The 17,220-nt window shown below is 59.7% G+C and carries 16 protein-coding genes; 10 read left to right on the top strand and 6 right to left on the bottom strand.

All coding sequences use genetic code 11. From position 1 onward, the window contains the following. Positions 1 to 11: 11 nt before the first annotated feature. Positions 12 to 1,106, top strand: a complete 1,095-nt coding sequence (gene apbC / locus ACYZUD_RS29905) for an iron-sulfur cluster carrier protein ApbC (protein ID WP_462021419.1) — start codon at positions 12 to 14, stop codon at positions 1,104 to 1,106. 115 nt (positions 1,107 to 1,221) lie between these two features. Here the strand turns inward: apbC and ACYZUD_RS29910 are convergent, their stop codons facing one another. After that, a complete protein-coding gene (locus tag ACYZUD_RS29910) occupies positions 1,222 to 1,980 on the bottom strand; it encodes an SDR family oxidoreductase (protein WP_462021420.1) in 759 nt (252 codons plus the stop codon). A 165-nt stretch (positions 1,981 to 2,145) separates the two neighbouring features. Here ACYZUD_RS29910 and ACYZUD_RS29915 point away from each other — a divergent pair, with 165 nt between their 5' ends. The 4 genes from ACYZUD_RS29915 (at position 2,146) to groL (ending at position 5,654) form a co-directional block, all read left to right on the top strand. After that, positions 2,146 to 2,877 (top strand): HugZ family pyridoxamine 5'-phosphate oxidase, encoded by a 732-nt coding sequence (locus tag ACYZUD_RS29915; RefSeq protein WP_462021421.1) that lies wholly within the window; start codon positions 2,146 to 2,148, stop codon positions 2,875 to 2,877. Between the two features lie 66 nt (positions 2,878 to 2,943). Next, on the top strand, positions 2,944 to 3,420 hold the full coding sequence (locus ACYZUD_RS29920) for an FxsA family protein (protein ID WP_462021422.1): 477 nt from the start codon (positions 2,944 to 2,946) through the stop codon (positions 3,418 to 3,420). Positions 3,421 to 3,667: 247 nt separating this feature from the next. Then, positions 3,668 to 3,961 carry a co-chaperone GroES gene (locus tag ACYZUD_RS29925; protein ID WP_007898444.1) on the top strand — a complete coding sequence of 98 codons (294 nt, stop codon included), beginning with the start codon at positions 3,668 to 3,670 and terminating at the stop codon, positions 3,959 to 3,961. Between the two features lie 49 nt (positions 3,962 to 4,010). Continuing rightward, positions 4,011 to 5,654 carry a chaperonin GroEL gene (gene groL / locus ACYZUD_RS29930; RefSeq protein WP_008155543.1) on the top strand — a complete coding sequence of 548 codons (1,644 nt, stop codon included), beginning with the start codon at positions 4,011 to 4,013 and terminating at the stop codon, positions 5,652 to 5,654. Between the two features lie 158 nt (positions 5,655 to 5,812). On the opposite strand, the gene ACYZUD_RS29935 is transcribed toward groL, so the two are convergent. After that, positions 5,813 to 6,556 (bottom strand): phosphatase PAP2 family protein, encoded by a 744-nt coding sequence (locus tag ACYZUD_RS29935; protein ID WP_462021423.1) that lies wholly within the window; start codon positions 6,554 to 6,556, stop codon positions 5,813 to 5,815. Between the two features lie 219 nt (positions 6,557 to 6,775). Here ACYZUD_RS29935 and colR point away from each other — a divergent pair, with 219 nt between their 5' ends. The 5 genes from colR to ACYZUD_RS29960 all read left to right on the top strand — a co-directional run bounded on the left by colR (position 6,776) and on the right by ACYZUD_RS29960 (position 10,502). After that, on the top strand, positions 6,776 to 7,459 hold the full coding sequence (gene colR / locus ACYZUD_RS29940) for a two-component system response regulator ColR (RefSeq protein WP_095132512.1): 684 nt from the start codon (positions 6,776 to 6,778) through the stop codon (positions 7,457 to 7,459). Continuing rightward, positions 7,449 to 8,729, top strand: coding sequence for a sensor histidine kinase (locus tag ACYZUD_RS29945; protein ID WP_462021424.1), 1,281 nt, complete (start codon positions 7,449 to 7,451; stop codon positions 8,727 to 8,729). The genes colR and ACYZUD_RS29945 overlap by 11 nt, the downstream gene beginning before the upstream one ends. Positions 8,730 to 8,885: 156 nt before the next feature. Then, positions 8,886 to 9,554 carry a class I SAM-dependent methyltransferase gene (locus tag ACYZUD_RS29950; RefSeq protein ID WP_462021425.1) on the top strand — a complete coding sequence of 223 codons (669 nt, stop codon included), beginning with the start codon at positions 8,886 to 8,888 and terminating at the stop codon, positions 9,552 to 9,554. 4 nt (positions 9,555 to 9,558) lie between these two features. Continuing rightward, positions 9,559 to 10,272 carry a lipopolysaccharide kinase InaA family protein gene (locus ACYZUD_RS29955; protein ID WP_462021426.1) on the top strand — a complete coding sequence of 238 codons (714 nt, stop codon included), beginning with the start codon at positions 9,559 to 9,561 and terminating at the stop codon, positions 10,270 to 10,272. Positions 10,273 to 10,274: 2 nt separating this feature from the next. Further along, positions 10,275 to 10,502 (top strand): hypothetical protein, encoded by a 228-nt coding sequence (locus ACYZUD_RS29960; RefSeq protein WP_462021427.1) that lies wholly within the window; start codon positions 10,275 to 10,277, stop codon positions 10,500 to 10,502. Positions 10,503 to 10,644: 142 nt separating this feature from the next. Here the strand turns inward: ACYZUD_RS29960 and ACYZUD_RS29965 are convergent, their stop codons facing one another. The 4 genes from ACYZUD_RS29965 to ACYZUD_RS29980 form a co-directional block, all read right to left on the bottom strand. After that, a complete protein-coding gene (locus ACYZUD_RS29965) occupies positions 10,645 to 13,671 on the bottom strand; it encodes a multidrug efflux RND transporter permease subunit (RefSeq protein WP_462021428.1) in 3,027 nt (1,008 codons plus the stop codon). 13 nt (positions 13,672 to 13,684) lie between these two features. Next, positions 13,685 to 14,833 (bottom strand): efflux RND transporter periplasmic adaptor subunit, encoded by a 1,149-nt coding sequence (locus ACYZUD_RS29970; protein ID WP_462021429.1) that lies wholly within the window; start codon positions 14,831 to 14,833, stop codon positions 13,685 to 13,687. A 203-nt stretch (positions 14,834 to 15,036) separates the two neighbouring features. After that, on the bottom strand, positions 15,037 to 16,137 hold the full coding sequence (locus ACYZUD_RS29975) for a DUF1513 domain-containing protein (protein WP_462021430.1): 1,101 nt from the start codon (positions 16,135 to 16,137) through the stop codon (positions 15,037 to 15,039). 14 nt (positions 16,138 to 16,151) lie between these two features. Then, complete coding sequence (locus ACYZUD_RS29980; RefSeq protein WP_462021431.1) at positions 16,152 to 17,216, bottom strand: imelysin family protein; 1,065 nt, start codon at positions 17,214 to 17,216, stop codon at positions 16,152 to 16,154. Positions 17,217 to 17,220: the final 4 nt, after the last annotated feature.

Genomic DNA, 17,220 nt, shown 5'->3' on the forward strand with positions numbered 1-17,220 from the left:
CGGAGTTGCCCATGAGCGCCGTCAATCGCGCAGCGGTGGAAGCCGTCCTTCGCCAATACACCGACCCTTACCTGAACCAGGATCCGGTCAGCGCCGGGTGCGTGCGCAACATCGACATCCAGGGTGATCGTGTCAGCGTCCAGATCGAACTGGGCTACGCTGCCGGCCTGTTCAAAAGTGGCTGGGCACAGATGCTGCAAATGGCCATCGAAGGCCTCGACGGCGTGACCAGCGCCCGCGTCGACATCACCAGCGTGATCGTCGCGCACAAGGCCCAGGCGCAGATTCCGGGGCTGGCGAACGTGAAAAACGTGGTGGCCGTGGCTTCCGGCAAGGGCGGCGTGGGTAAATCCACCACCGCCGCCAACCTGGCCCTGGCACTGGCCCGCGAAGGCGCCAAGGTCGGGATCCTCGACGCGGACATCTATGGCCCGAGTCAGGGCATCATGTTTGGCATCCCTGAAGGCATCCGACCAAAGGTCAAGGATCAGAAATGGTTCGTGCCGATCGAATCCCATGGCGTCGAAGTGATGTCCATGGCGTTTTTGACCGACGACAACACGCCGATGGTCTGGCGCGGGCCGATGGTCTCCGGTGCGCTGTTGCAACTGGTCACGCAAACGGCGTGGGGCGACCTGGATTACCTGGTCATCGACATGCCGCCCGGCACCGGCGACATCCAGCTGACCCTGGCGCAGAAAGTCCCGGTGGCCGGTGCGGTGATCGTCACGACCCCGCAGGACCTGGCACTGCTGGACGCGCGCAAGGGCGTGGAGATGTTCCGCAAGGTCAACATCCCGGTGTTGGGCGTGGTGGAAAACATGGCCGTGCACATCTGCTCCAACTGCGGGCATGCCGAGCATCTGTTCGGTGAGGGCGGTGGGGTGAAGCTGGCCAACCAGTACGGCGTCGAACTGCTGGCTTCGTTGCCGCTGGCGATGGCCATTCGCGAGCAGGCCGATGGCGGCAAGCCAACGGTGATTGCCGAGCCGGACAGCCCGATTGCGATGGTTTATCAGGAACTGGCCCGCCATGTCGGCGCGCGGATTGTGTTGCAGGAAGCGGCGACGCCGGCGATGCCGAACATCACCATCAGCGACGATTAATTGCGGCGCCTGTTAAAAGATCGCAGCCTCGTTTCACTCGACAGCTCCTACATGGGTTTTGCATTCCCTGTAGGAGCTGTCGAGTGAAACGAGGCTGCGATCTCTTGATCTTGCTTTAAATGCGCAACCCGCCATCCATTTCCAGAATCCGGCCGGTGTAGTAGTCGTTCTCGAAAATATACGCCGCCGAATGGGCGATCTCTTCAGGCTTGCCCATGCGCTTGAGCGGGATCCCGGACGTCATCTTCTCCAGCGCCTCAGGCTTCATGCCCAGGGTCATTTCGGTTTCGATGAAGCCCGGCGCAATGCCCGCCACACGAATGCCGTAGCGCGCCAGTTCCTTGGCCCAGGTCACGGTTGCGGCAGCGACACCGGCCTTGGCGGCGGAGTAGTTGGTCTGGCCGACGTTGCCGGCACGGGAGATCGACGAGATATTGATGATCGCGCCACTGTTTTTCAGCTCGACCATTTTCGCCGCGACTTCACGGGTGCACAGGAACACGCCGGTCAGGTTGACGTCGATGACCGCCTGCCACTGGGCCAGACTCATCTTGGTCATTTCGCCGTCCTTGACCTTGAGCAACAGACCGTCGCGCAGGATCCCGGCGTTGTTGATCAGGCCATGGATCGCACCAAAGTCTTCGGCTACCTGGGCGACCATGTGCGTCACTTGCTCTTCATTGGCGACGTTGCACAGGTAGGCGCGGGCCTCGACACCCTTGGCCTTGCAAGCGGCGACGGTGTCGTCGAGCTTTTCCTGGTTCAGGTCCACCAGCGCCAGCTTCGCGCCTTTACCTGCGAAATACTCGGCCATGGAACGGCCTAAACCCTGGCAACCGCCAGTGATAATGATTACTTTGTCAGTGAGTTGCATTCGCATGCCCCAATAGCAGGTCAGAGTGGTTTCCTTGTAGAGGGCCTCTCGATCTGCACCTGATGTGGCCTGGTTGCACATGAGAACTGCCCCGATGGCGTGGCTGGAACTTATCCCCAGGCGCCTGCCCGTTTTTTCGACGGATTCTATATAAGGAGTCATAAATTGAGCGTTGAAGCGGCCAAGAATGCCCGAGAATTGCTTCTCAAGGAATACCGTGGAGTGCTCTCGACTCACTCCAAGGCGATGCCCGGTTTCCCGTTTGGCTCCGTGGTTCCGTACTGCCTGGACGGGCAGGGCCGTCCGCTGATCCTGATCAGCCGCATCGCCCAGCACACTCATAACCTGCAAAAAGATCCGAAATGCTCACTGTTCGTGGGTGAGCGCGAGGCCGAAGACGTGCAAGCCGTTGGTCGCCTGACCTACCTCGCCGAAGCCGAAAAGCTCGAGGATGAGGCTGCCATCGAAACGGCGGCCGAGCGTTACTACCGCTATTTCCCGGATTCGCAGAGCTACCACAAGGCCCATGATTTCGATTTCTGGGTGCTCAAACCGGTGCGGCATCGTTACATCGGCGGCTTCGGCGCGATTCACTGGGTCGATCAGTTGACCCTGGCCAACCCGTTCGCCGGCAAAGCCGAGGTGAGCATGGTCGAGCACATGAATGCCGATCACGCCAAAGCCATCGCCCACTACGTCGAGCTGGCAGGCTTGCCGAAAACCGAACCGGCGCAACTGGTCGGCATCGACACCGAAGGCATGCACTTGCGCATCGGTCAGGGGCTCTACTGGCTGCCGTTTCAAGCCCCGTGTAATACGCCGACACAAGTGCGGGAAGCCTTGGTTTTCCTGGCTCACGCCGAGCATTGGCCAAAAAATGAAGTGGCCGACGCTTGAATTCACGAAACGGCGACGTCATCTAGGGAAGACTGGCAAGGCATTCTTGCGTTGAGGAACCATTTGATGCGCCCTTTTTTATTGCTCTTTGTACTGTTTCCGGTGTTGGAGCTGTTCGTATTCGTCAAGGTAAGCGGGGCGATCGGGTTTTTCCCGGCTCTGTTGCTGGTCATTCTCGGCTCGATGCTCGGTGTGTTCGTGCTGCGTATCGCCGGTCTGGCAACAGCGCTGCGTGCTCGTGAAGCCCTGAACCGCGGTGAGCTGCCGGCCCAGACCATGCTCGAAGGGCTGATGCTGGCGCTGGCAGGCGGTCTGTTGATCCTGCCGGGCTTCGTTACTGATGTGCTGGGTTTGATCATGCTGCTGCCGATCTCCCGTCGACTGCTGGCCAATAAAATGCGCCAGCGTGCCGAAGAGCAGGCGATCCGTCAGCGTGCATTCGCCGACGACCTTCAGCCACGTGGCGGTCCTGCTCCACGCGAGCCGCTGGGCCGCGAGCCGAACGTGATCGAAGGCGAGTTCGAGCACCGGGATTCCAAGTAAACCGTTTCACCTGCACGGCACCTTCGGGTGCCGTGTTCGTTTTCGGGGCATCGACGTAAAAAATTTCGATCCCCGCCCTTGTAATAAGCTTATGCGCCCTTATGTAACGGTCACCGCAAGGTTTCTGGCGATCACGCCAGACAGACTTCCGCGTCTCGCTTGTCGAGCCGCACCCGGCACCGCCGGATTTGTTAAACCCGCCGGGAATACACCGGCCGATGAAAACCACAATTAGGAGAGATCGACAATGAAGCTTCGTCCTTTGCATGACCGCGTCGTCGTCCGTCGCAGCGAAGAAGAAAAGAAAACCGCTGGCGGTATCGTCCTGCCAGGTTCGGCTGCTGAAAAGCCAAACCAGGGTGAAGTCCTCGCCGTAGGCCCAGGCAAAGCACTGGACAACGGTGAAGTGCGTGCGCTGGCCGTGAAAGTGGGTGACAAGGTTGTGTTCGGCCCTTACTCCGGCAGCAACACAGTGAAAGTCGACGGCGAAGACCTGCTGGTAATTGGCGAGAGCGAAATCCTCGCTGTTATCGAAGGCTGATTCCCCGCTCATTTTCCCGCTACTACAAAGTATTTAAGGAATATCGATCATGGCTGCTAAAGAAGTTAAATTCGGCGATTCCGCCCGCAAGAAAATGCTCGCCGGTGTGAACGTCCTGGCTGACGCAGTAAAAGCGACCCTGGGCCCTAAAGGCCGTAACGTGATCATCGAGAAGAGCTTCGGCGCTCCGACCATCACCAAGGACGGCGTATCCGTTGCCAAAGAAATCGAGCTGAAAGATCGCTTCGAAAACATGGGCGCGCAGCTGGTCAAAGACGTTGCCTCCCGTGCCAACGATGACGCAGGCGACGGCACCACCACCGCTACCGTTCTGGCTCAATCGATCGTCAACGAAGGCCTGAAAGCCGTCGCTGCCGGCATGAACCCGATGGACCTGAAGCGCGGTATCGACAAAGCGACCATCGCGATCGTCAAAGAGCTCAAAGCCCTGTCCAAGCCTTGCGCTGACACCAAGGCCATCGCTCAGGTCGGCACCATCTCGGCCAACTCCGACAGCTCCATCGGCGACATCATTGCCGAAGCCATGGAAAAAGTCGGTAAAGAAGGCGTGATCACCGTTGAAGAAGGCTCGGGCCTGGAAAACGAACTGTCGGTTGTTGAAGGCATGCAGTTCGACCGTGGCTACCTGTCCCCGTACTTCGTCAACAAGCCAGAGACCATGACTGCCGAGCTGGACGGTCCGCTGATCCTGCTGGTCGACAAAAAGATCTCGAACATCCGCGAAATGCTGCCAGTCCTGGAAGCCGTTGCCAAAGCCGGCCGTCCACTGCTGATCGTGGCCGAAGACGTTGAAGGCGAAGCCCTGGCGACTCTGGTTGTGAACAACATGCGTGGCATCGTCAAAGTCGCAGCCGTCAAGGCTCCAGGCTTCGGCGACCGTCGCAAGGCCATGCTGCAGGACATCGCTGTTCTGACTGGCGGTACCGTCATCTCCGAAGAGATCGGCCTGAGCCTGGAAAGCACTACCCTGGAACACCTGGGTAATGCCAAGCGCGTGATCCTGTCCAAAGAAAACACCACCGTGATCGACGGTGCCGGCGTTGAGGCTGACATCCAGGCTCGCGTTCTGCAGATCCGTCAGCAAGTGGCCGACACTTCGTCCGACTACGACCGTGAAAAACTGCAAGAGCGTCTGGCCAAGCTGTCCGGCGGCGTTGCAGTGATCAAGGTTGGCGCTGGTTCCGAAGTTGAAATGAAAGAGAAGAAAGCCCGCGTTGAAGACGCCCTGCACGCAACCCGTGCAGCCGTTGAAGAAGGCGTGGTACCTGGCGGCGGCGTGGCACTGGTTCGCGCTCTGCAGGCTATCTCCGAGCTGAAAGGCGACAACGATGACCAGAACGTTGGCATCCAGTTGCTGCGTCGCGCTGTTGAAGCGCCACTGCGCCAGATCGTTGCCAACTCCGGCGACGAGCCAAGCGTTGTAGTCGACAAGGTCAAGCAGGGTTCGGGTAACTACGGTTACAACGCTGCTACCGGCGAATACGGCGACATGATCGAAATGGGTATCCTGGACCCGGCTAAAGTGACTCGTTCGGCTCTGCAAGCGGCTTCGTCGATTGCCAGCCTGATGATCACCACCGAAGCCATGATCGCCGAGATCAAGGAAGACGGTCCAGCTGGCGGCGGCATGCCAGACATGGGCGGTATGGGCGGCATGGGCGGCATGATGTAAGCCAGCCTTACCCCGTACATAAAACCCCGCCTGCGATAAGCAGGCGGGGTTTTTTATTGCCTTTATTAAAGATCAAAGTCAAAAGATCGCAGGCTCCTACATTGGCATGGCGTACACCCTGTAGGAGCTGGCGCAGCCTGCGATCTTTTGATCTTGTTTTAGACGTTAATCGCTTGCGCCTTGATTACTCGACCAGCCTTCACCGCCGGCCGATACAAAATGTAGTAATACGCCCCCAAACAAATCAGCCAGCAAAAAATCGCCGTCCACACGTTGTGCGAAAAGAAGTGCGCCCCCTGCATCATCCGGCTCACGGAAAACACCGTGCCCAGGGCGAAAGCAAAGACAAACGCCTTGCGCGCCAGACGCGGCCGACGGTCGCGCAGCACAAAGAACAGCGCAAACAGCGTGAAGCCGGTGGCGGCATGACCGCCAGGCCAGCAACGGCCGGGTTTGTCGGTGGGCGGGCGCGGGCTGAGCAGTTCGCTGTAGGTCTCGTGACCACCGAATTGCTCAAGGCTCCATGGGCATTGAACCGCCGTCACCGCTTTGACGGGCGTGACAAAGGAAGTGGCCAGCCCCAGGGACAACACCAGACAGCCCAATTCCCGTTTAAACGGTTTGAGCCGGTCCATGAAAAAGGAGCCGATAAAACCAAGGATGGAAAACACCGAAAAGGCGATGACCACCTGCTTGGCACGGTCATGCAGGATGTCTTCGAGGACATAGCTGTGCCGCCCGATGAAATCCCCCGCGACCGGATCATAGAACAGCCTGGCAAGGTCCATGTCCAGGGACGTCAGTTCGAGCAGCACCAGAATGATCGCCGCAACAGCGGGAACACCCAGGCACACCCAGAAATTGAGAGGGCGGGAAGCGGGGCGGACAGTGGTCGAAACCATGGCAGTTCCTTGGTCGGTTAAATGTTCTGAAGAGCGCAGCCGCGCGGAGTTTGGGCCTGATCCTGTCGTCAAGGTGTGAACCGATAGTGAAAAAGTCGTTAAGGCCTGAGCGGGGTTACCGGTTGGATTGACAACTGCACACAGTCCTAGCCCTGAGCCACACTTGGCCTTAAGCTGCGCGGGCCGAGACGGCCGTTACTGTGTACGGAGAAGGTGCCCATGCGAATTCTACTGGTTGAAGACAACCGCGATATCCTGGCCAATCTGGCCGATTACCTGGGGCTCAAAGGCTACACCGTCGATTGCGCACAGGACGGTTTGTCAGGCTTGCACCTGGCCGCCACCGAGCATTACGACTTGATCGTGCTCGACATCATGTTGCCCGGCATCGATGGCTACACCCTGTGCAAACGCCTGCGTGAAGACGCCCGTCGAGACACGCCGGTGATCATGCTCACCGCTCGCGATCAGTTGGATGATCGCTTGCAAGGCTTCAAGTCCGGCGCCGATGACTACCTGATCAAACCCTTCGCCCTGTCGGAACTGGCTGCGCGGATCGAGGCGGTCATGCGCCGGGCCCAGGGTGGCGGTCGCCGTACCCTGCAGGTCGGTGATCTGATCTACGACCTCGATACCCTGGAAGTCACCCGCGAAGGTCGCCTGTTGAAACTCAACCCGGTGGGCCTGAAGTTGCTGGCTGTGTTGATGCAGAAAAGTCCTCATGTCCTGCGCCGGGAAATACTCGAAGAGGCGCTGTGGGGCGATGACTGCCCGGACAGCGACAGCTTGCGCAGCCACGTCCATCAATTGCGCCAGGTGATCGACAAGCCGTTTGCCAAGCCGCTGCTGCAAACCGTGCACGGCGTGGGTTATCGCTTGGCCGAGGGCCGTGATGGAGTTTAAACAGAGCCTTGCTCAACGGATCATCATCGCCTTTGCGCTGATGAGCGCACTGGTGGCAGGGGCCTTCGCCATGGGCATTGTGGCGACTGTGCACCTGGTGGAAGAAAAACTGATTTCGGCAGGTCTGGGCGGCGATCTTCAACGTCTGCTGTTGATGGACAGTGTCTCGGACTGGAGCCATCGCCCTGAGCCGGACCAGCTGTTCTATTTCAGTGGTGGGCCGGGCGACTTCGCCTTGCCCAAGGATCTGCGGCACCTGGACCCGGGTTTTCACGAAGTGTTTCGTGAGCAGCTGTCGTACCACGCGATGGTCGAAATTGTCGATGGCCGACGATACGTGCTGCTGCAGGACCAGAGCGATTTCGAAGAGCGCGAACGGGTGCTGTTTGCCGTGGTGCTGGTGGGCTTCGTTCTGAGCCTGGCGCTGGCGGTGTTTCTCGGCTGGGTGTTGGCACGCAAGGTGATGGCGCCCGTGGTGCGCCTGGCACGTCAGGTGCGTCATCGCGATCAGTTGTTGGGACTGGCGCCACCTCTGGCACCGGATTATGCCGCCGATGAAGTGGGCGAGCTGGCCGTGGCCTTCGACGCCACCCTCGGGCGCTTGCGCCAGGCGTTGACCCGGGAGCGGCTGTTCACCAGCGACGTCAGCCACGAACTGCGCACGCCATTGATGGTACTGGCCAGTTCCTGCGAGCTGCTGCTGGAAAACCCCGGCATCGATCAACGGGGGCGTGCTCAGGTCGAGCGAATCGCCCGCGCTTGTGGGGAGATGCGTGAACTGGTGCAAACCTTCCTGATGCTGGCCCGCGCGCAACGTGAAGACGCCGGTGTGGCGCCGCAGCAGACCCTGGGCCAGGTCGCCGATGGGTTGCTCAATCTATGGCGCGAGCCGATCGAGTCCAAGGGACTGTCGCTGATTTTTGAATCGGGCAATCCGGCCAGCACTTGCTACAACGCCACTCTTTTGCACGCGGTCATGGGCAACCTGTTGCGTAACGCGCTGCATTACACCGAGCGGGGGTTCATCCGCTTGACCCTGACGACCACGGGTTTCATGGTCGAGGACAGTGGTGTGGGGATTCCCGAAGAGAAACGCGAGGCCATGTTCGAGCCTTTCGTGCGTGGCAGCGAGAAGCGCGGTGAAGGCCTGGGACTGGGGTTGTCGCTGGTGCAGCGGATCTGCGAGAACCAGGGGTGGGGCGTCAGCCTGACGAATATGGAGCCTCATGGCTGCCGTTTTCAGGTGGAGTTGAATCAGTCCGGGGCTTGATACTTTTCATTGGTGGCCCCCGGCCATCGTTTTGGCCCTGTAAAACTTTGAAATAGTTCGGGGTTTTACATAACAATTTTTTCACGAAGGCATGACCTAAAGCTGACACGCCGCTACCTAAGGTGGTTGTCATCAGCAGCTCAGGAGTCCTTGGTGATGGCCAGCCCGATCAAACTTGATTTTTCCGAAAAGTACGACGATCAACACGCCCAGGAGTATCTGCGCAAACATCAGGATGGCCTTGGCCGCCGACTGTCCCACTGGCGTGACGAACAGTTGGCGCGACAAGCGCTGACGCTGGTGGGGGAACCCGGTCTGGTCCTCGATTTACCCTGCGGTGCCGGGCGTTTCTGGCCGTTGCTGGCGGAAAAATCCAACCGTGTGATCATCGGAGCCGACAACTCCGAGTCCATGCTGAAGATTGCCTTGCAAGCACAACCTGTCGATGTGGTGAAACGGGTACAACCCTTGCACACATCTGCATTCGACATTGCCTTGCCTGATAACGCCGTCGACAGCATTTTTTGCATGCGTTTGCTGCACCACATCGGTGAAGCCGAGCATCGACTGACCATTTTGCGTGAGTTCGAGCGTGTCACCCGTGACAGCGTGATCCTTTCGTTGTGGGTTGACGGCAATTTCAAGGCCTGGAGACGCAAGCGCCTGGAGAAAAAGCGTGAGCAGGAAGGTTACCAAAATCGATTTGTGTTACCGGCTGCCACGGTAGAAAAGGAATTCGAGCAGGCGGGTTTCCGCATCCAGGAACAACTGGACTTCATTCCGCTCTATGCCATGTGGCGGGTTTATGTATTACGCAAGAGGTAAATGGATGGCAGTGCAATGTGCAGCAGAAACGGACGTTGTTTCCCAGGACCGCTTCGACTGTTTCTGGAATCAGCGCGGTGAATGGGTAGAAGAACCCAACGTCCGTCGCGGCGGTGAAAGTGGCGTGGAACGCGTTCAGAGCAGCCATGGACAGTTGCTCTATTCCAAGCGTCAGACCGGGCATATCTATCGCAGCTGGCTGCACCCGCTGGGTCGGCCGACGGTGCTGCGCGAGCACGATGCGCTCATCGGCATGGGGCTGATTAACGTGCGTGTTCCAGAAATCGTTTTTTGCGGTGCCCAGCGCGATCCGGTTCACAAATGGCGGGCATTGCTGGTGACCAAGGCGCTGGACGGCTTCGAGGAAATCGAACACTGGTACGCTGGCGGCGGTCGTGAGCGTCACGGTGAAGCGGTGCATGATCGCGTGCTGAAAGACCTGGCCGAGAACCTGGCCCGTATGCACAAGAATCGCTGGCAGCACGGCTGCCTCTACGACAAGCATGTATTCGTCCGGATTTCCGGTGAAGGCGAGGCGGCCAAGGTCGAGGTTGCCCTGATCGATCTGGAGAAATGCCGGCGGCGTTTGACCGCCCGTCTCGCCGCTACCCATGACCTGAAGCAATTGCGTCGCCATTCGTCGTTCAGCACGACGGACTGGCAGAAACTCGTCTACTTTTATGAGACGGCGTTTGGCAGCGCTATCAAAGGTTTATAGCAATGAAACTCGAAATTGCGCGAGGTCTGTTCCTGGTAGGAGCCTTGGCAGTTGCTTCACTGGCGGTGGCGGCTTGGGAGCAGCCCCGTACGCAAGTCCTCAGTTCAATGCATGGGGACGCGCGGTGTCCGATGCCACGAGTTGCCAAGGCAACCGTGGCCACCCAACCCGATCATGATTTATTGCTGTTCATGTTCGGACTTTCTCAAGGACTGAGGCCGCAGAGTTGACCAGATTGAAGCCCAAATAAAAGGCCTCGCAGATGCGAGGCCTTTTTTGTGACGCAAGATCAAAAGATCGCAGCCTGCGGCAGCTCCTACAGGGTGTACGCATTCCAATGTAGGAGCTGCCGCAGGCTGCGATCTTTTGATCTTACGGTTTATCCGGTTTAGCCAGCAACGTGTACACGCACGGCAACACGAACAGCGTAAACAACGTGCCGATCGACATCCCCGTAGCGATCACCGTACCGATGTCGAACCGGCTGACCGCACCCGCACCCGTGGCGATGATCAACGGCACCATGCCGAACACCATGGCGGCGGTGGTCATCAACACCGGACGCAGACGAATGGCGGCGGCTTCCTCCACCGCTTCGCGCGGTGTCAGGCCTTTTTCCTTGCGCAACTGGTTGGCGAACTCGACGATCAGGATCCCGTGCTTGCTGATCAGCCCGATCAGCGTCACCAGGCCGACCTGGGTATAGATGTTCATGCTCGACCAGCCCAGGAACAACGGGATCAATGCGCCGCAGATCGACAGCGGCACCGTCACCAGAATCACCAACGGATCGCGGAAGCTTTCGAACTGGGCGGCCAGTACCAGGAAAATGATCGCCAGTGCCAGGGCAAAAGTGACCCACAGCGCACTGCCTTCCTGCACGTATTGCCGTGATGCGCCGGCATAGTCCACAGCGAAACCTGCCGGCGCTTCTTCCCGGGCAATCTGGCGCACGGTATCGATGGCTTCACCCATGCTCACCAGCGGGACCCCGGAAAGAATCGCCGAGTTGAGTTGCTGGAACTGGTTCAATTGCCGTGGTCGCGCGCGGTCTGTCACGGTAATCAAGGTCGACAGGGCCAGCAGTTCGCCCTGGGTATTCTTGACGTAATAGTTGTTCAGCCAGTCAGGGTTATCCCGGAACGGTCGTTCGACCTGAGCGATGACCTTGTAGCTGCGGCCTTCAATGGTGAAACGGTTGATCTCCGCCTCACCCAGCAACGTCGCCAGTGTTCCGCCCAGATCCTGCATCGACACGCCCATCTGAGCGGCCTTGGCACGATCGATATCCACCACCACTTCCGGCTTGTCGAACGCCAGGTCGAGGTCGACGAAGGCGAACTTGCCGGACTCCATCGCCCGCTTCTTTACCCTGTCCATCACTTGCAGCAGCGACTCGTACTCATTGGCGGTGTTGACGACGAACTGAAACGGCAGCCCTTCACCGGTGCCCGGCAGGGAAGGCAGGTTGAAGCCAAAAATCTGCAATCCCGGGATGCTTTCCAGTTTCGCCTGAACCTCGGGCAGGATCGCCATTTGGGTTCGGCTGCGTTCGTTCCACGGTTTGAGCAGGAAGCCACCGATGCCCGATTGCACACCGTTGAAGCCATTGATCTGGAACGAGGAGTAATACTCGGGGAACGCCTTGAAGATGGTGATGAACTCGTCGGTGTAGGCGCTCAGGTAGTCGAGGTTGGTCGGTTGCGGGGCGTTGGCCAGCATGAAGATGATGCCCTGGTCCTCATCCGGTGCCAGTTCCGACTTGGTGAACTTGAGCAGCACCGGAATCAGGCACAGCACGATCACCGCGAACACCAGCACCACCGGCCGGGTGTTGAGCGTGCCGTGCAGCAGGCTCTGGTAACGGCGCTTGAGGCCTTCGAAAATCAGGTCCAGGCGATGGGCGAGGCCGCTGGGATTTTCGTCGTGGCGCAGCAAAAAGGCGCACATCATCGGCGACAGGGTCAGGGCGACGATGCCGGAGATCACCACCGCCCCGGCCAGGGTCAGGGCGAACTCCTTGAACAGCGCCCCGGTCAGCCCCGTCAGGAAGCCGATCGGCGCATAGACCGCCGCCAGGGTGATGGTCATCGAGACCACCGGCATGGCGATTTCCCGGGCGCCTTCGATGGCCGCATCCAGTGGCGTCTTGCCGTCTTCGATGTGTCGGTGAATGTTTTCCACCACCACAATGGCATCGTCCACCACCAGGCCGATGGCCAACACCATCGCCAACAGCGTCAGCAGGTTGATCGAGTAACCCATCATCTGCATGAAGAACATCACGCCGATCATCGACAGCGGGATGGTGACCACCGGGATCACTACCGAACGCAGCGCACCGAGGAACAGGAACACCACCACGATCACGATCAGCACGGCTTCGAACAGGGTTTTCACCACTTCGTCGATCGAGGCCTGGATGAACAGCGTGGCGTCGTAGGCGATTTCACCCTTGAGGTTCGGCGGCAGTTGGGCTTCCAGGTCCGGCATGATCTTGCGCACTTCCTTGATCACGTCCAGCGGGTTGGCGCCGGGCGTGGCCTTGATGCCGATGTACACCGAGGGGGTGCCGCCAAAGGAACTGATGGAGTCGTAGTTTTCCGCGCCCATTTCAACCCGGGCGACATCGCCGAGCAGCACGCGACTGTCACCATCGACCTTGAGTGGAATCGCGGCGAAGGCTTCCGCGGATTTGAGCTCGGTGTTGGCGTTGATGCTGGTGACCACGTACTCGCCTTTCACTTCGCCAGCGGCGGAGAGGAAGTTGTACTGGCGCACGGCGTCGGTCACATCGCTGGCGCTCAGGCCGAAACCGGCCAGTTTCACTGGGTCCAGCCACAGGCGCATGGCGAATACCTGGTTGCCGAGAATCTCGGCTTCGGCCATGCCCGGCAGGGTCGCCAGTTTTGGCTGGATGACCCGCGACAGGTAGTCGGTAATCTGCGGGTTGCTCAGCTCCTTGCTGAAGAAGCTGATGTACATCAGCGCCGAAGCGTCGGCGGCTTCCTTGCTCAGCACCGGGTCTTCGGCGTCCTGGGGCAACTGGTTTTTCACCTCGTTGGCCTTGGCCAGCAGTTCGGTGAACAAACGGTCGCTGTTGGCGCCGATGCGCGCGTAGATCGAGATCACCGAGAAGTTCTGGCGACTGACCGACGTCATGTAGTCGATGCCCTCGGCGCTGGCCAGACTCTGTTGCATCGGTTGAGTGATGTAACCCTGAATGGTTTCGGCGTTGGCCCCGGGGTAAGCGGTGGTCACCGTGATCAGGGCGTTTTCCATTTGCGGATACTGGCGCAGCGGCAGCTTGCTCCAGGCCTGAAAGCCCAGCAGCACAATCAACAGGCTGACCACGGTGGCGAGCACCGGGCGGCGGATGAACGGGTCGGTAAAAGCCATGGGGGTTCCTTGATCAGTCCGCGCGTGGCGGGCTGTTCTTCTCGGCTAAAGTCTTGTCGTCGCTGATGGCAATGTGCGCGCCGTTGTCCAGTTTGATCTGGCCGGCCGTGACCACTTTTTCGCCGTCCTGCACGCCCTTGGTAATCATCACCAGCCCATCGCGACGCTCGCCGGTTTCAATGAAACGCCGTTCGGCGATCAGGATCGGCTGGCCCTTGTCGTCTTTTTCGAGGCTGCCGTCTTCGGCTTTTTTCTGCGCGACGACGTAGAGCGAGTTGCCGTACAGCGTGTAAGTGATCGCACTTTCCGGCACGACGATGCGCGGCTGCGGGTCGGGCAACATCACCTGCAGGCTGGCGAACATGCCCGGCAACAGCTTGCCGTCTGGGTTGGCCAGAGTCGCGCGGACCTGCACGTTGCGGGTGCTGTTTTCGACTTTCGGGTTGATTGCACTGATGGTGCCGGGGAAGTTTTCCGTTGGATAGGCCGAGACAATGATCTGCACCGGTTGGCCGATGGCGATCTTCGGCACCGATTGCTCTGGCACGAAAAAGTCCACATAGAGGCTGCTGAGGTCTTGCAGGGTGGCGATCATGGTGCCGCTGGCCACATAGTCGCCGACGTCTACCTGGCGGATGCCGATGGTCCCGCTGAAAGGTGCGAGCATGCGTTTTTTGGCCAGCGCCGCCCTGAGCTGATTGACCGTGGCCCGGCTCTTTTTCAACACCGCCGAGAGCCGGTCGAATTCACCTTTTGAAATCGCTTGGCTGCCCACCAATTGGCTGCCGCGACCGTAATCGAGCTGGGCCAGCCCCAGGTCGGCCTGAGCGGTTTCAAGCAGGGCGGTTTCCACCACGTTGTCAAGTTGCAGCAGCGGTTGGCCGATCTTGACCTTCTGGCCTGACTGGAACTGCACATCGGTGACGGTGCCGTCAGTCTCCAGGCTCAGATCCACCCCTTGCAACGCCTTGAGCGTGCCGACGGTGGGCAGGCGGGCTTGCCACGGCTGTTCGGTGGCTGTGGCCACGGCGACGCTTATCGGCGGTTTCGGCGCGGAGAAGCCTTGAATCATCGTGTAGATGGAGAAGGCTTTGTAACCGGCCAGGACCAGCACGATCAGCAGAACAACACCCAACATGATCAGCATGCGGCGACGCAGCATATTTCCACTTCCTTGGAGAAAATCAGGCGAGACAGGCGGGCACATTACTCCGAGTGGGAGGGTGATTCCAACTGGTAGAAGTTGCAGAGTGTAAGGCTATCGATTGGCGTTGGCCTGAAAAGATCGCAGCCTTCGGCAGCTCCTACAGGGGGGACGCATTCCGATGTAGGAGCTGCCGAAGGCTGCGATCTTTTCGGCGTTATTCACGTCATCAGGTGAAGGTGGTTGTCCCAGAGCCCGGCAGGTAGCTCCAGAGGTTTTGCAACAAGGTTTGTCTGACGGCAATCGTAGTACCGGCATCGTCCTTGACCCGAGGTCACGACGAAACCATCCGCCACCGCCCCGACCCCCGCGCAATCGGGAAGCGGCGCATCCAGGCGCACTTCACCGTTGTCCAGGTCCCAGATAAAAAAGCGATTGCCCCGTGGCGCGGTCAGTGCGACCAGGCGCAACTCGCTGTGTACCGCGACGCTGGCGGTGTAATGCCCCATCGCCTGCAACTGATGCTCGGGCACCGGGAAGGCCACGAACGGTTGGCCGGGCCGCTTGATCGCCAGCAGCTCCGAAGACTCGTGGGACGGCCCCATGAACTGCTGACCGGCGACGATGGTGCCGTCGCTGGCGATCCCCAGATGTCGCACGCTGTTCATCTGCTGGGCGAGGGTTTCCTTGCTCAGCAGGGTGCCGTTGCGTTGCATCAGGACCAGGCTCGGCTCCATGGCGTTGAGGTTCATCTCGACCCGGCTTTCGGCCTCGGTGCGAATGCCGCCGTTGGCCACCACCAGGGTTTCGCCATCGGGCATCCACGACACCTGATGCGGGCCGACACCGTGGGTGGAAATCTCGCCGCTGTGCACCAGCCGCTCACCCTCGAACTTATACACACCCAGCAATCCGCGACCCGGATCGGAGGTGTCGTTCTCGGTGGCGTACAGCCAGTCACCGCTCTTGTGAATCACCGCGTGACCGTAGAAGTGCCGATTCGGCAGCGAAACCACGGTTTGCAGCAGCGTGCCGTCGCGCAGGTCGATCAGGTAACTCTCGGTCCCCGGACGCCGGGCGACAAACAGCGCAATCGGCAGCGTCGGGTGGTTGATGATGTCGTGGCAACGCTGGCCGACCTGGGTGGCAAACACCCGGGTGCCGTCCAGCCGATAACCGACGGCGTAATGCTTGCCGTCGCCATCGTCCCGCGCCGAGAGCAGCAGCGGGCTCTTGTCCTTCTGCCTGAACAGCGTCCAGCCGCCCAGTGTCACCGCACCCAGCAGCAAACTACCTAACGTCAGAGCCTGGCGTCGCAGCATGGCACTCGCCCTCATCAGTCACCGTCGTTGGCGTTGAAGCCCAGTTGGATGCCCAGCGCCTTGGCCAGTTCGCCTTCGTGCAGGCGGTGGACGACGTTGAGGCTGTCGTAGATATCGTTGAGTTGCTGGCGACCGGCGTCATCGTTGAGCATTTCGGTCAGCGAGCGCTGGTTGCTGGCGAACAGTTTCAGCGATGCGGCGTAAGCGGCGTCGATCTTGTCGGCCAGCGGTTTCTGCTCGCTCGGCAGCAGGCCGCGCAGGCCTTTGTTGTCGATCCCTTCCCACACCGTTTTGGCGGCGGAGAGGCTGGCTTCGAGGCCCGTCAGGGAAGACTGGCTGCGCCACGCATCGGCCTGGAACGGTTGCGGCACACCCTTGCTCTGACGGCCCATCGGCGTGCCGAGTTTTTTCTTCAAACTGTCGAGTGCGGTGACTTGCACACGCAACAGGTCGGCGATGGCTTCGTGGGAATCGGCGTAGCGCTGGTTCGGGAACTTGCTCATCTGCGCGAGCATGCCGTCGGTGTTGTTCCAGCTTTTCAGAATCTCTTCGGCCAGTTGTTTCTGACGTTCGCCAATCGCGATCAGCAGTGGGCAGTACTTGGCTTTCTGTTCAGCGTTGGCCACATCGGGCTTGCTGTCGAACAGGATGTATTCATAGGCGGACAGGCCTTGCACCACAACGCTGGACTTGGCCAGGGCGGCGGCATCGATTTGCGGCTGGGCGGTGACCAGTTGCTCGACCTGACGGCCGACGAGGTTTTTCTTGTCCGGCCAGAACTGCACCTGCCAGGCGCGATTGCCTTCGGCCAGCGGCCCGATCAGCAGTGGCTGCAGCTCGGCCCAGGCTTTTTGCGCGTGCAGGAAATCGGCGCGGGCAGTGTCGAGGTTTTCCTTGCCTTCGCAGTAGGCGAGGGCGCTGACGGCCAATTGGCGATCAGCTTCAACCCAGCGGGTGTAAGTCGGCAGGATCACCGATTTGGCGATGGCCGCCGAGGTGACCGCTTGCGGGTCTTGCGGCGAACAGGCGCCCAGGGCTAGCGCGGCAAGGCTGGTGAACAACAATTTGGGACGGAACATGTCG

The organism is Pseudomonas sp. XS1P51, from assembly GCF_054897845.1.

Bases quoted from the DNA above. Each gene is read 5' to 3' on its own strand.
- apbC (WP_462021419.1), top strand. From the start codon at position 12: ATGAGCGCCGTCAATCGCGCAGCGGTGGAAGCCGTCCTTCGCCAATAC.
- ACYZUD_RS29910 (WP_462021420.1), bottom strand. From the start codon at position 1,980: ATGCAACTCACTGACAAAGTAATCATTATCACTGGCGGTTGCCAGGGT.
- ACYZUD_RS29920 (WP_462021422.1), top strand. From the start codon at position 2,944: ATGCGCCCTTTTTTATTGCTCTTTGTACTGTTTCCGGTGTTGGAGCTG.
- ACYZUD_RS29925 (WP_007898444.1), top strand. From the start codon at position 3,668: ATGAAGCTTCGTCCTTTGCATGACCGCGTCGTCGTCCGTCGCAGCGAA.
- groL (WP_008155543.1), top strand. From the start codon at position 4,011: ATGGCTGCTAAAGAAGTTAAATTCGGCGATTCCGCCCGCAAGAAAATG.
- ACYZUD_RS29935 (WP_462021423.1), bottom strand. From the start codon at position 6,556: ATGGTTTCGACCACTGTCCGCCCCGCTTCCCGCCCTCTCAATTTCTGG.
- colR (WP_095132512.1), top strand. From the start codon at position 6,776: ATGCGAATTCTACTGGTTGAAGACAACCGCGATATCCTGGCCAATCTG.
- ACYZUD_RS29945 (WP_462021424.1), top strand. From the start codon at position 7,449: ATGGAGTTTAAACAGAGCCTTGCTCAACGGATCATCATCGCCTTTGCG.
- ACYZUD_RS29950 (WP_462021425.1), top strand. From the start codon at position 8,886: ATGGCCAGCCCGATCAAACTTGATTTTTCCGAAAAGTACGACGATCAA.
- ACYZUD_RS29955 (WP_462021426.1), top strand. From the start codon at position 9,559: ATGGCAGTGCAATGTGCAGCAGAAACGGACGTTGTTTCCCAGGACCGC.
- ACYZUD_RS29960 (WP_462021427.1), top strand. From the start codon at position 10,275: ATGAAACTCGAAATTGCGCGAGGTCTGTTCCTGGTAGGAGCCTTGGCA.
- ACYZUD_RS29965 (WP_462021428.1), bottom strand. From the start codon at position 13,671: ATGGCTTTTACCGACCCGTTCATCCGCCGCCCGGTGCTCGCCACCGTG.
- ACYZUD_RS29970 (WP_462021429.1), bottom strand. From the start codon at position 14,833: ATGCTGCGTCGCCGCATGCTGATCATGTTGGGTGTTGTTCTGCTGATC.
- ACYZUD_RS29975 (WP_462021430.1), bottom strand. From the start codon at position 16,137: ATGCTGCGACGCCAGGCTCTGACGTTAGGTAGTTTGCTGCTGGGTGCG.
- ACYZUD_RS29980 (WP_462021431.1), bottom strand. From the start codon at position 17,216: ATGTTCCGTCCCAAATTGTTGTTCACCAGCCTTGCCGCGCTAGCCCTG.